The organism is Oscillibacter sp. KLE 1745 (genome assembly GCF_000469445.2).
GTDB classification, from domain to species: Bacteria; Bacillota; Clostridia; order Oscillospirales; family Oscillospiraceae; genus Oscillibacter; species Oscillibacter welbionis.
The window spans coordinates 99,943-117,052 of the sequence record NZ_KI271720.1; the positions used below are offsets into that span (position 1 = coordinate 99,943).

A 17,110-nucleotide genomic window follows, 5' to 3' on the forward strand; every position below is an offset into this window, starting at 1 on the left:
TCATACCTCCTTTCTGCCCGGAATGTAATCTTCAAAGCGGGGAACAGCATAGAAAAGCCGCTTGTTGTTTACCCATCGTTGCAAATGGCGGGTAACAGGCGGGGCGGTTGGACGCTCGTAAATCATCACATACGGGTCAAAGCCCATAGCCCGCAAGGTGTTCACGCGGTATAAATCCTGTTCGTGAGTGCTGCCGTAGTTGGTAAGAACATACACGCGCCGCTGGCGGCTGCTTTTAATGGCTGTCAAATCCAAAAAACGTTGGAAATACCCGGTCAAGTCCTCGTCGGGATTATCCCATGCAAAATGTACCGCTTTTATCCGTACCCGATTTAACAGGCTGACATTATCCCTGTTCACAAGGCGAATATCCAGCCCTTGCGAAAAATCCACCCATGCGCGGCTTCGTATAAGCTGCTCAATGAGATTTTCATGGTCGGGACAGGCAAGCAGATTAGCGTCCATGATTTTTATTTCCGGCTGCCATTTCCAAAACTCGGACAAATCCGCAACCTTAACGCTTTTGCGCCCCTCTTTACCGCTGACAATGCAAAACCCGCAATTTCTCGGACAACCCCGGCTTAAAAAGCCGTAGGCAATCCCGAAAAACTGCGGGTAGATAGAATAATCCGGGTAACTGTGTTCCACTTCCGGCGGCAAGCGGTTTTTCGTGTCGTAGCCCGTACCGCCGAAAATAACCTGTTCCGCGTTGGTAACGGTTATCGTGTCTTTGGAATAGGTGTCCGTAAAGACGCGGCTTTTATATACAAGGTCGTACCGCCCCTTTGCGTTCCACCATTCCACCGTATGCCCCTTTGCTTTATGATACGCGGATAGCTTCATCAAGCAGAGGTTGGGGAAATTATGGCTGTCAACGTCGATTAAGCCGATTTTCAAATCATAACTCACCCCCTTAATGTGCCGAAAAGACGCTCTTTGCAAGGCTCCCCGTTTTGAAAAGGGTAAAGCACAAGAGGACGGTATAGCCCATGCAAGCCCAGATCGCGCCGGAAATGTCGTCGGTTGCTGCGATTGTCTGTATCAAGACCGCATAAATGCCCACGCACACCAAAATCAAAAACGCCTGAAAACCAAGCGCAAGCAAAGATTTTAAGTAATTCTGTCCCATGCTGCCCCATTCGTGATTTACCATTGTTGCCATAGGGATAGGGGCAACGCTCGTTACAAGATATATTTCAATCATGCGCCCATACACCACAAGCATAATGCAGATTGACAGGGCTTTCATGGTAAGCCCTACAAAGAGGGATTGAAACCATAACCCCAAAAGACCGCCCACGCTCATAGCGTCGAGTTTTGCTTCAATGTCGGTAATGACGGTGGTAACGTCTATGCTTGTATCGGATATGATAACCCCCGCGCTCTGATTGACGACGCTCTGCGTAACGTCGAAAACTCCCATGACGATGTTCCAAGTGTTTGTTACCAGCAGCACCGCAACAAAGGTCTTAAAAATCCATTTGAAGAAAATCCAAGTGTCGAGATCGTGCAGATTGTTTTTTTCAATTACAATCTGGATTAGTTCGTAGCACATGACAAAGGTAATGATAACGCCCGCAATCGGTACAATGACATTTTCCGAAAGGCTGCGTATCATGTTGAATATGCCCGCGTTCCACCCGGCGGGGGTCGTGCCGACTTGCGTTGCGATTTCTCCAACCTCTGTATTTACGCTGTCAAACAAGCCGGAGAGGTTCGATAAAATCCCGTCTGTCAAAATGCCACGAAACCAATCTTCAATCATCTGCCATATCAAAAGTTAATCCCTCCTTTCCCGCGCCCTCCCGTTTCCGAGAGGGCGCGGCGGGTGGTATTTGTTTTAGGCATTATCCAAAAAGTTTGGAAAGAAGCGGAACAAGGGTGCCGCCGATCAAAGCGACGCCGCCGCCCGCCATGAGCTGCTTCATGCCCTGGCTTTTTACTGATGTGCGATAAAGAAGTAATAGAAGTGTAAAAAATTTTGCCGTTCCTATCCGGCACTTGCGCATTGTGTCGGATAGGTCGGGCGGTTATTCGGGCAAGTCCACCTTGCCAACAAAAGAATAATAAATCTCAATGTCCTGTCTGCGGGTCTTGTTCTCGTCATAGCTGCACTCATGCACAACGATTTTCTCTACAAACTCCCGCAGCAGAGTAGGGGTAAGTTCTTCAAAGCTGGTATGCCGCCGGACAACATTCATAAACTTTTCTGCGTTCACGGTGGCTTCCTGTGCTTTGGAAAGCTCCGCTTGAATAGCAGCGGCTCTTTCTTTCAGCTCCCGTTGCTCTGCTTCATAGTCTGCCGACAGCTCTGTGAAACGCTCGTCTGATATGCGCCCGGTCACGCTGTCCTCATACAGCCGCTTGAAGATAGCGGATAACTCGGCTATGCGTTTCTCGGAGGCTTCCAGTTCCTTTTTCTTGGCGGCGTTCCTGCGTTTGCCCCCGTCCTCGTTCTGCTCAATCAAGAGTTTCATAAACCGGGCTTCATGCTTTGCCGCATAGCTGGTCACTTTCCGCAGATTGGAGAGTACACCAGCGGTCAAGAGGTCGGTGCGGATAAAGTGCGCCGTACAGTCATGGGTGCGTTTCTTGTAGTTGCCGCAGATATAACAGTCCTGCTTGCGCTTGTCCGTCTGGTATCGCTGCTGATACATCACGCTGCCGCAGTCCGCACAGAACAGTATGCCGGAGAACAAACCCACTTCATCATAGCGGTTTGGGCGTTTGCGCTGTTTGCGAAGCTCCTGCACCCGTTCCCATGTTTGGGTGTCTATGATAGGCTCGTGGTGGTTCTCGAAAATCACTTGCTTTTCCGGGGGATTTTCTACACTGTGCTTGACTTTGTAAGAAAGTTTTTCTGTCTTGAAATTTACCAGACAGCCTGTGTATTCCCGGTTTTCAAGGATATGCACTACGGTATTGGTCGCCCACTTGCACTCATAGCCGGGGTGGTAGCGGCGGGTGCTGCCCGTCCTGCGGTATTCAAGCGTTCCCGGCGTGGGGATTTGCTGCTCTGTGAGCATACGGGCTATCTTGGTCGGACCATTCCCGGCAAGACAGAGGTTGTATATCTGCTTGACTACGGGTGCAGCTTCCTCGTCAATAATGAAATTTTCATCCTCGTCCATGAGGTAGCCATACACAGGCTTGCTTGTGATGGGCTTGCCATTCATGCCTTTTGAGCGTTTTACTGCTTTGATTTTCTTGCTCGTATCTCTCACCAGCCATTCGTTAAAGATATTCCGCAGCGGGGCAAAGTCATTGTCGCCCTGTGCGCTGTCCACTCCGTCATTGATAGCGATGAAGCGGACACCTTTCTGTGGGAAAATCATTTCCGTGTACATTCCCACTTGCAGGTAGTTTCGCCCTAACCTCGACATATCCTTTACGATAACTGTCCCGACTTTTCCGGCTTCAATGTCCGCAAGCATGGCTTGAAAACCGGGTCTTTGAAAGTTCGCACCAGAATAACCGTCGTCCGTGTACCAGCGCAGATTGGAAAAGCCGTTCTGCTTTGCATAGGTTTCAAGGATACGCTTCTGATTGGAAATGGAATTGCTTTCGCCTTGCAGCTCGTCCTCATGGGATAGTCTTGGGTAAAGGGCGGTAATTGGTTGTTGGTTGGTCTGTCTTAACATAAAATCCTCCGTTTCCGACAGCCAGCCCCACTATTCCGTACCTTGATTGTACCACATGGGGCGGCTGTCTGTATAGCGGCAAAAGCGTCAAATCTGCTTCTTTATGGTCGGTCAAATCGCCGTTTTTTGTGTAGCAGCTTCCGCTTCCAGCACTTTCATCATCTTGTCGGCTGCGGTGTCGGTTGCGCCCTGCTTGAAGAAGCCGGAAACGGTAAGGACGGAGTTGCCCATGCGGATTTCCGTCACACAGTCCGGGCGGCGGTCTGTTTTGGTGGTGCTTGTCTGTTTCGTTTCTGTCATAGGCTCTCCTTTCGCTGCTTCATCAGTTGCTTTAAGCGTTCCAGCTTTTCCTGTGCGGTTTCCTTTCGGAAGTTGCTGCCCGTGAAGCGGACGGGGGCGCACATGGAAGTCAGCCTGTCATAGATACGGGCGTGGGGCGTGTCCTGCGGGTGCTGCAATTCCTCCAGCGTGAGGTTGGTCGTGGCGATCAGCGGCTTGCCGCTTCGGTAACGGCTGTCAATCACGCTGTAAACCTGTTCCAGCCCGTATTCTGTTCCTCGCTCCATACCGAAATCATCAAGTATCAGCAGAGGGTAGCTGCAAAGGCGGGAAATATATTCGTTCCTGCCCTCAAAGCTGGCGGCAAGGTCACCCAGTATCGTTGCAAAGTTTGTCATGCAGACGGCAACCTCTTTTTCCATAAGGGCGTTGGCGATACAGGCGGCAAGGTAGCTTTTTCCCGTCCCCACGCCGCCCCAAAACAGGTAGCCGATATTTTCAGCCTGCATGGTTTCCCAGCTCTCCACATAAAAGCGGGCGGTTTCGGTCTGCGGGTTTCTGCCGTTGTCATGCTCAAATGTCCAGTTCCGCATAGCAGGGTCGGTAAAGCCCCGGCGTTTCAAGTCCTCCACTTTTTCAAGGTGCTTCTGTCGGCTTTCGGCGGCTTGCTGCTTTTCACGGGCTGCCCGCTGGCAGTCGCACTCTGCCGGGTGGCGGTCACGCCCGAAACAAGTCTTTCCCTCTGCAAAATAGGCTTCTTTGGGCGTATGGCACTTACCGCAGTATAAAAGCCCGTCCTCGCCTGTGTAGTCCTCCGCTTCGGCGGTAGTGGCTGTAATGTCCGTAATCATAGCTTCAATTCCGTTTTTCATAAGCTCTCGCCCTCCTTGCATGAATAATCGGGTATGCCCTGTTTCGGGGCAGCCTTGCCTTTGGCAGCGTCCTCCTGCGCCCACTTGTAAATGGTGGCTGCATGGCTGTGGTACTGTTTCCCGGTGGAAGCGATATGGCAGGAAAGCCGGTCAATATAATACTCCCACTTGTCGGGCAACTCTGTTTTTAGCCCGGAAAGCTCTGTATCGGTCAGTATCACATTGTTGTATCTGCCATAAGCGGCGGGGGCGGGGTGTCCCGTTTCTCCCTCTCTCTCTTTTTCTATCTCTATCTCTTTCTCTAACTCTATCTCTATCTCTGGTGGACGAATGTCGGACAAATGTCCGCCTTTTGTCCGGGGCGGTAAAAGTGCCTTGTTTTCCAGTCTTGCAGCCCGTTTCCGCTCGGCTTCGGTAGAGGACTGTCCTATCATCAGCTCAATGTCGGTCATATAGAAAGCCCCGCTGTCAAGCTGCTCCACAAGCCCCAACTGCCGGAAAATCTCTAAAGCCCTCTCAACCGTCCCTATCTGGTGGCGGGTCAGTGTCGCTATCATCTGCGCTGTGTAGGGGATATGCTCGTCAAGCTGCAATTTCCCGCCGTTTTTCAGCGATTTTAAGTACAGCTTCAAGAGGATATTGGAGTATAAAATCCCGTCTTTCATATCTTCCAGCAGCACAATGGAGTCGCTGTCAAAAAAGTTCTCTTTCAGCTTGAGGTAGTAATACTTGCGGTTATCTGCCATTGTCCCTGTCCTCCTTTTTCCGGCGTTTGGAGTAGTAGTGGGGGCAGAGTATGATAACCGCCCGGAAGCTCTGCTTGCAGCTATGGGTACAGCCCCGGCAGAGGTCATTGTATGTGATACGATCGCAGGTGGAATTCCCGACTTTCACTTGCCGCAGGAAAAAAGACCATTCCAGCCGCCGTTTCTTGCTCATTCTTGGCATGGGTGCGCTCCTTTCTGCCGTTTCCGCTGGTGTGGCGGTATCGGCGGTAATTCTGTATCATCTCGGTATCATTTTCGGGTTTTTTCTGCCCTATAAGCCCGTTAAAAAATCCTTTGGTATTTGCGGATAGGGTACGGGGCAGCCCCCTTGTTCTGTATAGGTTCGGGTACATTTTGGGGCGGTTTTTATCGTTCCTGTTCCTGCCTTTTCACAGGCTTGCGCTCCCGGTGTAAAATCTGGTCGATATTGCCCTTGACAGTCTGTAAGCGGCGGTATTCCTCCCGTTTTGCCCGGTAATCGTTGTAGCCGCTGTTTTTCTCTTGGATAAGGGTTTCAATCTCTGCTTGCAGGGCTTTATAGCTCGGCAGCTTGGAAATGCCGTTTTCCCTGAAATAGCGGGCGGCTGCGTCTGCTATGATAAAGTCGCTTTCGTACTTCTGACGGTAGGCTGCTTTTGCTTTGGCGTTTTTCTGCTGTTTCAGCCCGTCCCGGACAGGGCGGGTCTTGGAATAGGCAAGCACCTGCCGTTGCAGCTCCTTTTTCCCGTTCAGCGTCTTTTCCATCTGCTTCAGCTCTGTAAGGCTTTCCCGCATGGCGGTATAGGCGGCAGAACAGGCTTCGTCCAGTTCCTCCGGGGAAGAAAAGCCGTACTGCTGATAGGCGGTAACGGTAGCTGCCATTTGCTTTAGGTTGTGCTTTGCCGCCCAGCGGTCATAGCCCACGCCCTTGCCCTCGGCTCGCTTGGCTTCCCGGTCAACCATGCGCTGCAAGGTGTTGTCTGCCGGGGTGGTTTTTGTGGTTTTTTCCCCTTGTGACAGCTTTTTAACCGCGGCAGGGTATTCGAGTATGGCTTTGCTCTGTTCGGCGGCTCTGTGGGCGTTCTGCGTAAGCAGGACAAGGACAGCAGCCTTGTCAAAATCGTCCCCCAGCTTCCGGGCTGTGATAGGCTTTGTCCTGTCCGGCGTGAGGTAGGAAAGCCGCCCCCGGCTCTCCTTGACGGTCACACCCTCCCGCAGCAAAAGGGAAGAAAATTCGTCAAAGCTGCCAGCTTGGGAAAGTGCCTGCCGTATCGTCCGGCGCAGCTTCGCCTTGTCCGTTTCAAACTTGGTGGGCTTGGTCGGCTGTCCTGCGGCTTCTCTGACAGCGTTCTCTTTATCAAGGGCAAGCTGTCCTTTCTTTGCCGCCCAGTATTCCCGTTCGGTTATCCGTTCCTTGCTGCCGCTTAGGAGGTCGATTTGGTAAAGCCCCTCCCGGTGGCACATCTCCATGACTTCACTCTTGAAATATTCCATAGCGGCGTTGGTGCAGCGGTGCTTGTAGCCCTCCCGTGTGTCGGCTGGTCTGTCCATGTAGGGCAGAAGCGGGACTTCATAAATCCGCAGGGAGTTGATGACGATATGCACATGGATATTGCCGCTGTGGTTATGCCCGTCCGGGTGGGTGCAGACTAAGGCTTGGTGTCCGGGGAAATGCTCTTTACAGAACTGCTCGCCCAGCTCCTGCGCCCGGTCTACGGTCAAGCCGTTGTCTGTCCCGTCCCGTGGGTCAAAGCTGATGATATAGTGGTGGCTTTTCACATCTTCCCGTTTTTGGTTTTTCTCATAGCGGAGATTAGCCCGCATACAGGCAACAGCGAAATCCTCGCCCCCACAGTTGAGGGAAGAAATGCGGTAATCCTCCCTCGGTATCAGCCGCCCGTTTTCATCAAGGGTGGGCTTCATGGTAAACTCGTCATGCTCAAATGTGAGATAGGCTTCCGCTGCGCCATAGTCCGCATTTTTAGAGCTGATATGTTTGAATGTTGCCAACAGCGTCACCCACTTTCTGCAAGACTTCAAACTTTAGGGCAGCAAGGTCGGAAACCGCCGCCCGTACCTCCCCGGCAAGCTGCGGGTAGGGGCTGTGCCACTCGTTCAGCGTCCGGGCTATCTGGTTTAAGTTGCCGCCGATCCTGCCGTATTCGGCGGTCAGCTTCCCGACAGCGGCAAGCAACTCGTCATTGACGGGGGAAACGGTTATGATGGGGCGTATGGCTGCCCCGGTTATGGCTTGCCGGATAAACTCGGCTTGGCTCATGTTGTAAGCAGAAAGCCTTTCCGCAAACTCGGCGTATTCTTCCTCGGTCATGCGTGTCTTGACTACCCGGCTGCGGTGCGGCGTGTTATATCGTTTTCGCATGGTAAAACCTCCTTCGGCTGTGCGTGGTGTCCTCTCACTAATAGGAGAAAAACAGGGTGTAAAGCGGAACTGTTTTTGAAAAATCCGAAAAATTATTTTGAGGGATTTTCCAGCGGCGTAAGCCGCATAAGCAGGGTTTGGGGAAGGCACTCCCCAACAAGATTCCCGCAGGGGCAAAATGAGCGATAAGCGAATTTTGGTACTGCGGTAGAATCTTGCTCTGAAAAACTCCGGCGTTCCCCGGCTTCCGTACTTTCCGCTAACAAGACGTTTCAAAAGGGCTTTGCTACCCGCTATTCCGGCATATCTTGAAAATTTTCCTTTCACTACCTACAACACCACGCAAAGCAAAATGGACGGAGATTTTTAGAATTTCCCCTTATTCCCTACAACACCACGCAAGCCGAAAAAGGCGGACAATGGCAGTATTTTTTTCTTTGATACCCTCCACGGATAAGTAAGGGATTTTGCCAACTGCGGCGGCAATTTTCCCTTTTGTTTTTTCATACTGGGGATTTTCAAAAATGCCAAACAGGAACGAAAAAAAGCAGCAAATCTGTTGAATAGATTTACTGCTTTCTGGTTGCCGGCGAAGCGGCGGTTATTCAGTTGTAGGCGGTAGGGCTATCTCCCAAAGCGGAACTTGAAAATAGCTGTGAGAAGCGTCTGGGTGATGTAGTCCTCTGTATCTTGGTCTACCCGTCCATTCACACGGGCGGCACATTGTATGCGGCGGCGGTAATACTGCAATACAGTTCCCACCGCTTCCGGCTCCCCGCTGGTGGCTTGGACGATTGTTTCATAGGGGAGAAGCCTATTATTTCTCATATGCCATTCCCTCCATTTCCGCTTGGAGCTGCCGTAGGACTTTTCGGATATGGTAGCCCGCTGTGCTGCGGCTGCGCCCGTACTGTCTGCCAATTTCGTGCTGTGGAATACGCTTGAAAAAGGACAGGTAAATCATTTCCCGCTCCCGTTCGTCCAGCCGTGACAGGGCTTCCGCAAGTAAGCCGCTGCTGAAAATGACCGTATCGCCGCAAAGGGTAAGTATGTATTCCTCGTCCGGCTCCGGGGCTTGGAAATATTCATCTGTCGTGCCTAAAGGGTAGTGCTTTTCGTCTGTGAGGTATTCAAGGGATATTTCTCTTTTGTGCTTCCTGCTCCGTGTCCTCGCTGCGTTGATCGTTGCATTTCGGATAACGACTTTGCAAAAGGCATGGAAAGTGTACTCGATATGTTCCCGATATTCTTCTGTACAGGTCATGGAAAATCCCCCTTTCCTCCCAAAAGGGCTGTGGCTGGTTAGTAGTTGCTTTTTATGATAGTAAGGGGCGGCAGCACTTTAGGCTGTCGCTCCTTGACTGCCTAACTGCAAAACCGGGCGGGGCTGTCAACGGCGGGCGAAGCCCGTTCATCTTGACCGTTGACTGGCTCGGCCAGGTTTGCTATTTATCCGGCAAACTTGAATTTATTTTAAGCTATCACGTTTTACCTTTTTAAGCCTTACTATCATTACCATAGGAATTTCTTTGTTGTTTTTGAAACATTCTTCATAAAATCCATCAATGACAAATCCAGCTCTAAAACAAAGGTTAAAAATATCTTGTATGGAACGATGATAATAAATCTGCTCCTCCGGTTGCCCTTCAATCGCTATACCATAGTAACTGTGCGGTGTCATATATTTTTCAGTCAACGTGATAAAACAAGGGTGTTGCGTTGCAAAGACAAAAATTCCGCTTTCCTCCAACAGTTCATAAACAGCCATAAGAAGTGGTTCAATATCCGTAATATCCATAATTGCCATATTAGAAACTGCTTTCGTAAAGGCTCGATTTCTTTTTAATTCTAATATACTTTCTCTATTGGTCGCATCCGCTACACAAAATTCAATTTGTTTTGCATATTGTGATTGCCGTCTTTTAGCCAATTCTATCATTTTTTTGCTGTAATCAAAAGCGACAATCGAAGCGCCTCTTTGTGCAAGATACGAAGAATAATTTCCATTGCCACACGCAATATCCAAAATGTAATCCGCAGGATTAGGAGATAGAAGTTCCGTTACTTTGGGACGCACTACCTCTCTGTGAAATTCATTAGATTTGTCACCCATTGCATTATCCCAAAATTGTGCGTTTTTCTCCCAGATTTTTTTACTTTCCTCTGTTCCCATGTTCTCTCCCACTCCCAAAATTTGCCTTTTTGCTTCCATTAAATCTTCCTTACTATATTCCATTGTTACCCTCCATAACTTCTGATTGTTGCCGTCTTGACGATTATGTATCTTTACATTACCTTCTGAAACATATGGCGCACCTTGTCCAGGCGGCTGTTTGGACGGCGGGGCTGGATGACCGGCTGACCGACAGCGGCCTGATATCCTTTCAGCTCTGTAAGGCATACGCTCCGCCCGTTGGTGTAAAAGGCCAGATCAGTACGGTATGCCTGTATACAGCGGGCGGGAATCTCGCCAGTAAAGACAACTTCATCCTTTTTTACCTGGGCCGTTTCGATGGTGGCACAGTATTTCGGTGCATCATGATAAGCCCTGGAAAGGTATTCCTGGGGCGCATAGAGGATGAAGGAGAGATAAGGTTCCAGCAGCTGCGTCCCCGATTCCTTCAATGCCTGTTCCAATACAATCGGGGCCAATGAGCGGAAGTCCGCCGGCGTGCTGACCGGACTGTAATAAAGCCCGTATTCAAAGCAAATCTTACAGTCCGTTACGTTCCAGCCGAACAAGCCCTGCTCCAGCCCGTAACGGATACCATCCCTGACAGCGTTTTGAAAACTCTGGTTCAAGTATCCCAGCGAAACCCGGCTCTCGTATTGTACACCGGAGCCAAGCGAGAGTGGTGTAACAGACAGTCCTATGGATGCCCAAAACGGGTTGGGCGGCACCTCGATATGGATGGTGTGGCTGGCTGCTTTGAGCGGCCGCTCCATATAAATGACGGAGGGTTCCTTTACCACTGTTTCAAGCTTGTATTTTTCCGACAGCAAAGCGGAAACAACCTCCAACTGCACCCGGCCCAAAAAAGAAAGAATGATCTCATGGGTGATGGAATCCACTTCGCAACGCAAAAGCGGGTCAGTATCCGCAAGTTGCGTAAGAGCGTCCAGCAGCCGTTCTCTTTGCGCTGCCGTTTTCGGCGCAATCGTCGTCCGCAGCATGGGGAGGGGGTCCTCGCGCCACCTTTTACGAGGGAGCCGGGTTTGGTCCCCTAATACATCGTTTAACCTCACGCTGTCGCTGGGAAGGATAACAATTTCACCCTGATAAGCGGTGTCTGTCCGAACAATTTCCCCTTTGGATGGAATACGCATCTCTGTGATTTTCAGCTTTTCTCTCCCGGCCAGGGCCACCGTATCCCGCAGGCGCAGCGTTCCGCTGTATAACCGTAGATAGACACGCCGCTGGCCGCAATCGGTGTACTCAACCTTGAAAACGCTGCCGCATAGGGCGGCGCCCCCCTGTTCCCCAATCGGTTGGAACAGCCCTGTCACCGCATCCATCAACGGTTGAATGCCAAGGCCATTTTTGGCGCTGCCATGATAGACTGGGAACAGGGAGGCGTCTTGAACCCGCTGCTGTTCCTCCCGCGCAAGTTTTTCCCGGCTGATTGGTTCTCCTGCGATATACTTTTCCAATAATTCATCGTTATTTTCGATGACCGCATCCCATGCTTCTATGTCGGTATTTTCCTCCAGGACTATTTCCGGGGACAGCGACACCGTCTGCTTGATGATAATATCGGCGGAGAGCTTATCCCGAACAGACTGAACCACGCTCTGCAAATCAACGCCAGCCTGGTCGATCTTGTTGATAAAGATAACGGTGGGAATGTTCATTTTCCGCAGGGCATGGAACAGAATACGGGTCTGGGCCTGCACGCCATCTTTAGCGGAGATCACCAAGATGGCCCCATCTAAAACAGCCAAAGAGCGGTACACCTCCGCCAAAAAATCCATGTGGCCGGGCGTATCCACAATGTTAACTTTACATCTGTGCCACTGGAAGGAAGTGACTGCCGCTTGAATGGTAATCCCACGCTGCCGCTCCAAAAACATGGTGTCCGTCCTCGTTGTCCCTTTTTCGACGCTCCCCGGTTCTGAAATGGCTCCGCTGGCATATAGCAGGCTCTCCGTCAAGGTCGTCTTTCCAGCGTCTACATGGGCAAGAATTCCAATATTGATTATTTTCATGTGATTGTCCTCCCTTTACAGCCCCAAAGGGCATAAAAATCCCCAGCAGTAAAATACTTTTACCACTGGGGATTCTAATTTGCGGACATACACATATACAGCATACACCTATTTGTGATTGCTGTTTTTTGAATATGTCAAAATTGATAAGGCAAAAGTATTCTTAAATTGGGTACAAAAAACCAAGCCCCCACAAAAGGAGCTATCATAATTCTTTGTTCCCACTATTTGATTATAGTTTTATTTAAGAATACCTTGCCGCATATTTTTTACTCCTTTTCTGGAATGAAGCTATTATATCACATCAGTTTTAGGAAAGCAAGTACCTAAAAGAAATTTTTCTTCCCCTTATATGTAACAATCATACCGGCTTCCTGGTGTTCAGAATGGTTTCTGCTGTCTGCTGTGGTGTTTGATTGGAATTGTCCAGCCAAAAGCCGATCCGTGGTGTTGTCTGCATAAATGTATCGTATAAGGTTTCAACCGTAAAGCCGGAATAGCCTGTTTTCTCCCTGTATCGTTCCCTTTCTTTTATTGTTTCCACATCTGGACAAAGAACGACAACCTCAACAGGGTATTTATGCAGATAATTTATCATTCGGTTTAATTCATCACCGTAGTAGTTATCTTGGATCACTACAGAAAAGCCGTTGTCAAAGTATGACCTTGCCGCATCAGCAGTCAATTTGTATCGAAGGTACAGCTGGCGGACTGCTTCCGCTGATGGGGTAGCTGACATATTTTCTCTGCCTGAAATAATCATTTTTCGGAACACATCACCACGAAGATGGACGCATTTTTCTATTGATTTTGCCAGTAAATCGGAAACTGTAGATTTTCCAGAAGCCATTAAGCCTGTAATGAGATAAATTTTTTGTTTCATTTCACTTCCTCCGGCACAAAAAATATGTACATGTAACTAATTCAACACATTTATAATTTGAATAGGGACATTATAGCATTTACTAAATACAAATTCAATGTATACGGAAAGAAAGATATAAGGAGTGGGAGGGATTCCGCCGTAGTCGGCATTGTAGGAAAATCCAAAAGTTTAGATTTTCCCACAATGCTTATCTTTTGGTCTTTGGTTCGGAATAGTGTAGTGCTGGCGGTCTATCTCTTGTTTTCGGTTGCTTGCTTCCTTACCGTACATGAGCATTGGCTCCGGGATTGTCGTTGCCGTAACCCTCCATTAAGTTAATGGCACCCCAAATGCCAAGACCTGCGCCAAGCGCGATAACCAAAGTCTGCAATACACCAACTGCGCTGTTAAAGAAATCCATATAAACCTCGCTTTCTGCCGTTGTGCGGCTCAAAAAATGTTATGGAAAATGAAAAATGCCGCCGTTATTCTTCGGCGGCTGCGTCCTCGTCGGACAAATCTATTTCGTATATGTCAAAGGCTTCATCGGGCTTTACGATTGCCGGACGGGTAGACATATACCGTTCCACGTCAAAAGCGTTTCTTTTGTCGAAGTCGGAAAGGTATTTGTAGTTCGGGTGTTTCGTGATGTCGTATTTGTCGCTTAAAAAGGGACGCACACCGCGTAGCTGCAAAATACATTTCCCACCGTCCATAACTGCTATTTCGTCCTGTGTCATCAGCTCCTTTCCTAATTTTTGATAATTCAGTCCATGAGAAACCTGCGTGCCGCGATTTTCGGAAGTGTTGAAACTGTCGATTGTTTCCCGTCCCAAGTTATCCGAAATCTCTTTTGCATTTTTCCCACGTCCTCCCAAAAACAAGGTGCTGTCGGCATTATCAAGTATGATTTCTGCCGCGTCCCTGTAAATGGCTTTTAGCTGGCTCTGCGATTGCAGAATGATAGAAGCGGACATTTCCCTACTGCGGATTGTAGCAATCAATTTATCGAAGCGGGGTATCTGTCCGAATAGCGATAGGTAAGACCTGAGCGGCGCGTCAGCGCCGCTTTCCGTCTTTTCCCCCGCTTCACACCGTGCGTGCGGCTTTCACCGCACACGGCGTTCCATCGACTTTGAAAGAATTGTAAATAGATACAGTTTTCAGTGAGCGATTGCGTTTAGATTGAGAATAAGCCTGCTATTTTGCGCAAAGTGTTTAACTTCGCACGCTGTCTTGTGTTTAACCGCAATGTTTGAACAAGGCGTGCAATTACCTCGCTATCAGTGGCATGGATTAAAATATGGACGGTCTCTGTAACCAGCACCAGATTCCCATATTGGTCGTTACCGCCTTTCTCTCGCGGGAGCTTGTGGTGACAATGAATGTCCCCGATTTCAAGCGGCTGTTTGGTAACGGCGCAGCACCCATGTTGAGCGCAATACAGTGCCAATCTGTTGTTGTTCAGTTCCACACTTGCAAATTGTACCGGGTTCCGCATGAGGTAGTGTAAAATGCTCATATTTACGGATTCCAGATTTTTGTGAATACTTCTGCGGCCTTGTTCCGTGTACTGGTTCACTTCCCGCCGTTTGTAGAGCGGTGCTTTGGTTTGGACATACCCAATAGGGATAACTGCCTGTCCGCTTACATAGCGAATTTGCTTGCTTCTTCCATACCGCTCCGCAATGTAGGCGGGCAAAGGGTTTCCTTGCTTTTGCAAGCGCTCTCTCAATCTGTTCTGCATGGTTCGAGTGATGCCGAGGGCGATTTTATGAATGTCTTTGCTGATGTGGGTAGCATAACGGTAGTAATTGTGGATGCCTGAAACATAGGCGTTATAGGCTCCAATGGCTTTATATTCCTCATTCACGTTTGCCGGGGACTGGATTCTTTTCACCATTTCCCGCGTTTGCCGCTTGACTTTCTTGACTGCCTTATCGTTCATGTGCGATTCTACCGCGTACTTTGCTGTGCCGTTGCTCTTGACGCCTTTTCTCACAGCTCTTAACTTGAAGCCGAGAAAATCGGAGTATTGCCTTTTCAAATTGACAATTCTGGACTTTTCGGGGCTGATGTCCAGCCCCAGCCGTTCCTTTAGCCAATCTCTTGTAGCGGCAAAGAGTTTTACTGCGTCGCTTCGCTTGCGGCAGAAGATTTTGAAGTCGTCGGCATACCGGACGATGTAGCACTCTTTTAGGGCAGAGCCTTTTCGGAGCATTTCATACTTCTGGCTTTTGTCAATAACCCCATTGTCAGACCGCGCATATTCACGGTTTTTGCGTGTAGGCATATTCTCCCACTGGCTGGCAATCCACCAATCCAATTCGTTCAAGACAATGTTGGATAGCAGTGGGGAAATGATACCGCCCTGCGGCGTCCCCTTTTGCGGAAAACCGATTCCTGCTACTTCCGCTTTCAGCATGGCTGATATGATACTCAGCACACGCTTGTCCTGTATCCCCATATTCCACATCTGCTTGAGCAGTTTTCCGTGGCTGACATTATCGAAGAAACCTTTTATATCAATATCAACCACATAATGCAGACCGCGTTTTTGTATCATTGCGTAGCACTGTGCCAGCGCGTGTTCTGCGCTCCTGTTGGGACGGAAACCGTTGCTCCGCTCATGGAATTTCGCTTCGCATATTGGTTCCAGAATTTGCAGGAAGCATTGCTGGATCAGCCTGTCGGCAATCGTAGGGATTCCCAGAGGGCGAGTTTTCCCTGTGTCTCCTTTGGGAATTTCCACCCGGCGCACCGGCTGGGGCTGGTACTGCTCCAACCGCCTTTTTATATAGTGAATGAGTGCTGTGTTTGTGAACTTTGACAGGTAGCGGACAGTTTTTCCGTCCGTTCCCGCCGTTTTGCTGCCCTTGTTTTTGCTGATATTTCGGTAAGCAAGTAAGATATTTTCATCGGCGGCCACCAACTCCATCAGCACGGTAAAGCGTTTGTTTTCCGCACTTTGGGCATAGAGCCTGTCCAATACCTCCTGCAAGCCGAAGTATTCAGCGTTGCGCAGTTTCGCTTTCTTTTGCAATTTCTTCACTGTCATAGTCGGCATACCTCCTTTGGGGTGTGCCTTTCTTAGTCATACTCGAACCTATGAATACTGTTCTTTTATTCTTGCTTTCAAAGCCGACTGGTGCCTGTTCCTCCACCGCCATTACAGCAGCTTCAACGGTCGTGGCACCGCTCTCAGTTGGATAAAGGCACGTTATACAGTCTGCTTTCCGTGCCAGCACTTCACAGCGCCGCAATGCGCTCCATGCTCCAACCTTTCCACGTTCCGATATTCCTATCTGTGCATATACCTTTAGGTGGCCCCTTTAAGCCAGTGCGCTTGGGCGGCGCCTGTAACGCCGCAGGGAGTTTCATACTAACAACTCTTACTCGTCCCCACGCACATCGCCATAGGCGGCAACCGCATTTCTGCGGCTCATTCGTCTTGACCCGTACATTCAGGGCTTCGTCAGTGCGCTTCACCGCACATTCTCACCATGGGCATTTTGTAGACCCCCGGCGTATCATCCGCACACCCCACCGCTGGGGCGCTTTCCTCGGCTTGACCCGTTAGGACAGACTTCCGCCGACTTCCGCGCGCTCTCGGACACAGTGCGTCTTTGCGCTTGCACCATGCCCGGCGCAGTCTTAGGGCAGACGTTTCAGGGCGTTACCCCATCATTCCACCTGTCGGAATATCAGTTCTATGAAACTGATTTATTCTCGAAACTCCTTTCAATTTTCATATATTTTTCTCAGCTTCACGCCTAACCTTTTCAGTTAGGAACGTGTCGCACTGTTCGCAAACTCGTCAAGCAAAAAGCGGACGTGAACAGGCAATTTGCCGTTGTATTCGTCGTCTGCTTTATCACAAAGCAAGTTGAAAAGCTGTGATTGCAAAATAGCGATAACAAAATTAAAAGTGTCGTCGGTATCGCTCATTATGAGGAAAAGCGCGGTTTTCCGGTCGCCCAATGTGTCAAGTTCCAATTCATCATAGGACATGAGTTCCCGGAGTTCCTCTATATCAAAAGGGGCAAGCCGCGCACCGCAAGAAATAAGGATTGACTTTGCCGTTTTGCCAGAGACGAAAAGTCAAGGACTTTTTCATCAAA

16 protein-coding genes and 3 pseudogenes are annotated in these 17,110 nt (G+C 49.5%); all 19 read right to left on the bottom strand.

Features of this window, described 5'->3' with window-relative positions; genetic code table 11:
* The gene (locus tag HMPREF1546_RS08300) at positions 1–909 is read right to left on the bottom strand and encodes a hypothetical protein (protein ID WP_021749496.1); all 909 of its coding nucleotides are present in this window, start codon (positions 907–909) and stop codon (positions 1–3) included.
* A gap of 4 nt (positions 910–913) precedes the next feature.
* Positions 914–1,777, bottom strand: a complete 864-nt coding sequence (locus HMPREF1546_RS08305) for a VirB6/TrbL-like conjugal transfer protein, CD1112 family (RefSeq protein WP_242972565.1) — start codon at positions 1,775–1,777, stop codon at positions 914–916.
* 70 nt (positions 1,778–1,847) lie between these two features.
* Entirely contained in the window at positions 1,848–2,009 is a 162-nt protein-coding gene (locus HMPREF1546_RS18285) for a Maff2 family mobile element protein (protein WP_083490985.1), read from the bottom strand.
* A gap of 21 nt (positions 2,010–2,030) precedes the next feature.
* Positions 2,031–3,641, bottom strand: coding sequence for a recombinase family protein (locus HMPREF1546_RS08310; RefSeq protein ID WP_002569232.1), 1,611 nt, complete (start codon positions 3,639–3,641; stop codon positions 2,031–2,033).
* A gap of 111 nt (positions 3,642–3,752) precedes the next feature.
* Positions 3,753–3,941 (bottom strand): transposon-encoded TnpW family protein, encoded by a 189-nt coding sequence (locus HMPREF1546_RS08315; RefSeq protein WP_002569233.1) that lies wholly within the window; start codon positions 3,939–3,941, stop codon positions 3,753–3,755.
* Positions 3,938–4,792, bottom strand: coding sequence for an ATP-binding protein (locus HMPREF1546_RS08320; protein WP_002569234.1), 855 nt, complete (start codon positions 4,790–4,792; stop codon positions 3,938–3,940). Before HMPREF1546_RS08320 ends, HMPREF1546_RS08315 begins: the two co-directional genes overlap by 4 nt.
* Positions 4,789–5,538, bottom strand: a complete 750-nt coding sequence (locus HMPREF1546_RS08325) for a phage replisome organizer N-terminal domain-containing protein (RefSeq protein ID WP_002569235.1) — start codon at positions 5,536–5,538, stop codon at positions 4,789–4,791. The genes HMPREF1546_RS08320 and HMPREF1546_RS08325 overlap by 4 nt, the downstream gene beginning before the upstream one ends.
* Positions 5,528–5,740: a hypothetical protein gene (locus tag HMPREF1546_RS08330; RefSeq protein ID WP_002569236.1), complete on the bottom strand. Its 213-nt coding sequence runs from the start codon at positions 5,738–5,740 to the stop codon at positions 5,528–5,530. Before HMPREF1546_RS08330 ends, HMPREF1546_RS08325 begins: the two co-directional genes overlap by 11 nt.
* Positions 5,741–5,925: 185 nt before the next feature.
* Complete coding sequence (locus tag HMPREF1546_RS08335; RefSeq protein WP_036630484.1) at positions 5,926–7,548, bottom strand: relaxase/mobilization nuclease domain-containing protein; 1,623 nt, start codon at positions 7,546–7,548, stop codon at positions 5,926–5,928.
* Entirely contained in the window at positions 7,520–7,918 is a 399-nt protein-coding gene (locus HMPREF1546_RS08340; RefSeq protein WP_002569238.1) for a plasmid mobilization relaxosome protein MobC, read from the bottom strand. The genes HMPREF1546_RS08335 and HMPREF1546_RS08340 overlap by 29 nt, the downstream gene beginning before the upstream one ends.
* Before the next feature lie 624 nt (positions 7,919–8,542).
* Positions 8,543–8,746, bottom strand: a complete 204-nt coding sequence (locus HMPREF1546_RS08345; RefSeq protein WP_003505336.1) for a helix-turn-helix domain-containing protein — start codon at positions 8,744–8,746, stop codon at positions 8,543–8,545.
* Positions 8,736–9,182, bottom strand: a complete 447-nt coding sequence (locus tag HMPREF1546_RS08350; protein ID WP_003505338.1) for an RNA polymerase sigma factor — start codon at positions 9,180–9,182, stop codon at positions 8,736–8,738. Before HMPREF1546_RS08350 ends, HMPREF1546_RS08345 begins: the two co-directional genes overlap by 11 nt.
* Positions 9,183–9,386: 204 nt before the next feature.
* Positions 9,387–10,154 carry a class I SAM-dependent methyltransferase gene (locus HMPREF1546_RS08355; protein WP_003505400.1) on the bottom strand — a complete coding sequence of 256 codons (768 nt, stop codon included), beginning with the start codon at positions 10,152–10,154 and terminating at the stop codon, positions 9,387–9,389.
* A gap of 50 nt (positions 10,155–10,204) precedes the next feature.
* Complete coding sequence (tet(W), locus tag HMPREF1546_RS08360; RefSeq protein WP_002586627.1) at positions 10,205–12,124, bottom strand: tetracycline resistance ribosomal protection protein Tet(W); 1,920 nt, start codon at positions 12,122–12,124, stop codon at positions 10,205–10,207.
* A 361-nt stretch (positions 12,125–12,485) separates the two neighbouring features.
* Positions 12,486–13,007: an AAA family ATPase gene (locus HMPREF1546_RS08365; RefSeq protein WP_003505403.1), complete on the bottom strand. Its 522-nt coding sequence runs from the start codon at positions 13,005–13,007 to the stop codon at positions 12,486–12,488.
* A gap of 274 nt (positions 13,008–13,281) precedes the next feature.
* Positions 13,282–13,410 (bottom strand): annotated as a pseudogene (locus HMPREF1546_RS18300) (Maff2 family mobile element protein); the annotation flags it as partial.
* Between the two features lie 64 nt (positions 13,411–13,474).
* A pseudogene (locus HMPREF1546_RS08370) lies at positions 13,475–14,017 on the bottom strand (type IV secretory system conjugative DNA transfer family protein); the annotation flags it as partial.
* A 152-nt stretch (positions 14,018–14,169) separates the two neighbouring features.
* On the bottom strand, positions 14,170–16,056 hold the full coding sequence (ltrA, locus tag HMPREF1546_RS08375) for a group II intron reverse transcriptase/maturase (RefSeq protein ID WP_021749487.1): 1,887 nt from the start codon (positions 16,054–16,056) through the stop codon (positions 14,170–14,172).
* A 737-nt stretch (positions 16,057–16,793) separates the two neighbouring features.
* Positions 16,794–17,081, bottom strand: a pseudogene (locus HMPREF1546_RS08380) (type IV secretory system conjugative DNA transfer family protein); the annotation flags it as partial.
* Between the last annotated feature and the right edge of the window lie 29 nt (positions 17,082–17,110).

Bases quoted from the DNA above. Each gene is read 5' to 3' on its own strand.
- HMPREF1546_RS18285 (WP_083490985.1), bottom strand. From the start codon at position 2,009: ATGCGCAAGTGCCGGATAGGAACGGCAAAATTTTTTACACTTCTATTA.
- HMPREF1546_RS08310 (WP_002569232.1), bottom strand. From the start codon at position 3,641: ATGTTAAGACAGACCAACCAACAACCAATTACCGCCCTTTACCCAAGA.
- HMPREF1546_RS08315 (WP_002569233.1), bottom strand. From the start codon at position 3,941: ATGACAGAAACGAAACAGACAAGCACCACCAAAACAGACCGCCGCCCG.
- HMPREF1546_RS08320 (WP_002569234.1), bottom strand. From the start codon at position 4,792: ATGAAAAACGGAATTGAAGCTATGATTACGGACATTACAGCCACTACC.
- HMPREF1546_RS08325 (WP_002569235.1), bottom strand. From the start codon at position 5,538: ATGGCAGATAACCGCAAGTATTACTACCTCAAGCTGAAAGAGAACTTT.
- HMPREF1546_RS08330 (WP_002569236.1), bottom strand. From the start codon at position 5,740: ATGCCAAGAATGAGCAAGAAACGGCGGCTGGAATGGTCTTTTTTCCTG.
- HMPREF1546_RS08340 (WP_002569238.1), bottom strand. From the start codon at position 7,918: ATGCGAAAACGATATAACACGCCGCACCGCAGCCGGGTAGTCAAGACA.
- HMPREF1546_RS08345 (WP_003505336.1), bottom strand. From the start codon at position 8,746: ATGAGAAATAATAGGCTTCTCCCCTATGAAACAATCGTCCAAGCCACC.
- HMPREF1546_RS08350 (WP_003505338.1), bottom strand. From the start codon at position 9,182: ATGACCTGTACAGAAGAATATCGGGAACATATCGAGTACACTTTCCAT.
- HMPREF1546_RS08355 (WP_003505400.1), bottom strand. From the start codon at position 10,154: ATGGAATATAGTAAGGAAGATTTAATGGAAGCAAAAAGGCAAATTTTG.
- HMPREF1546_RS08365 (WP_003505403.1), bottom strand. From the start codon at position 13,007: ATGAAACAAAAAATTTATCTCATTACAGGCTTAATGGCTTCTGGAAAA.
- ltrA (WP_021749487.1), bottom strand. From the start codon at position 16,056: ATGCCGACTATGACAGTGAAGAAATTGCAAAAGAAAGCGAAACTGCGC.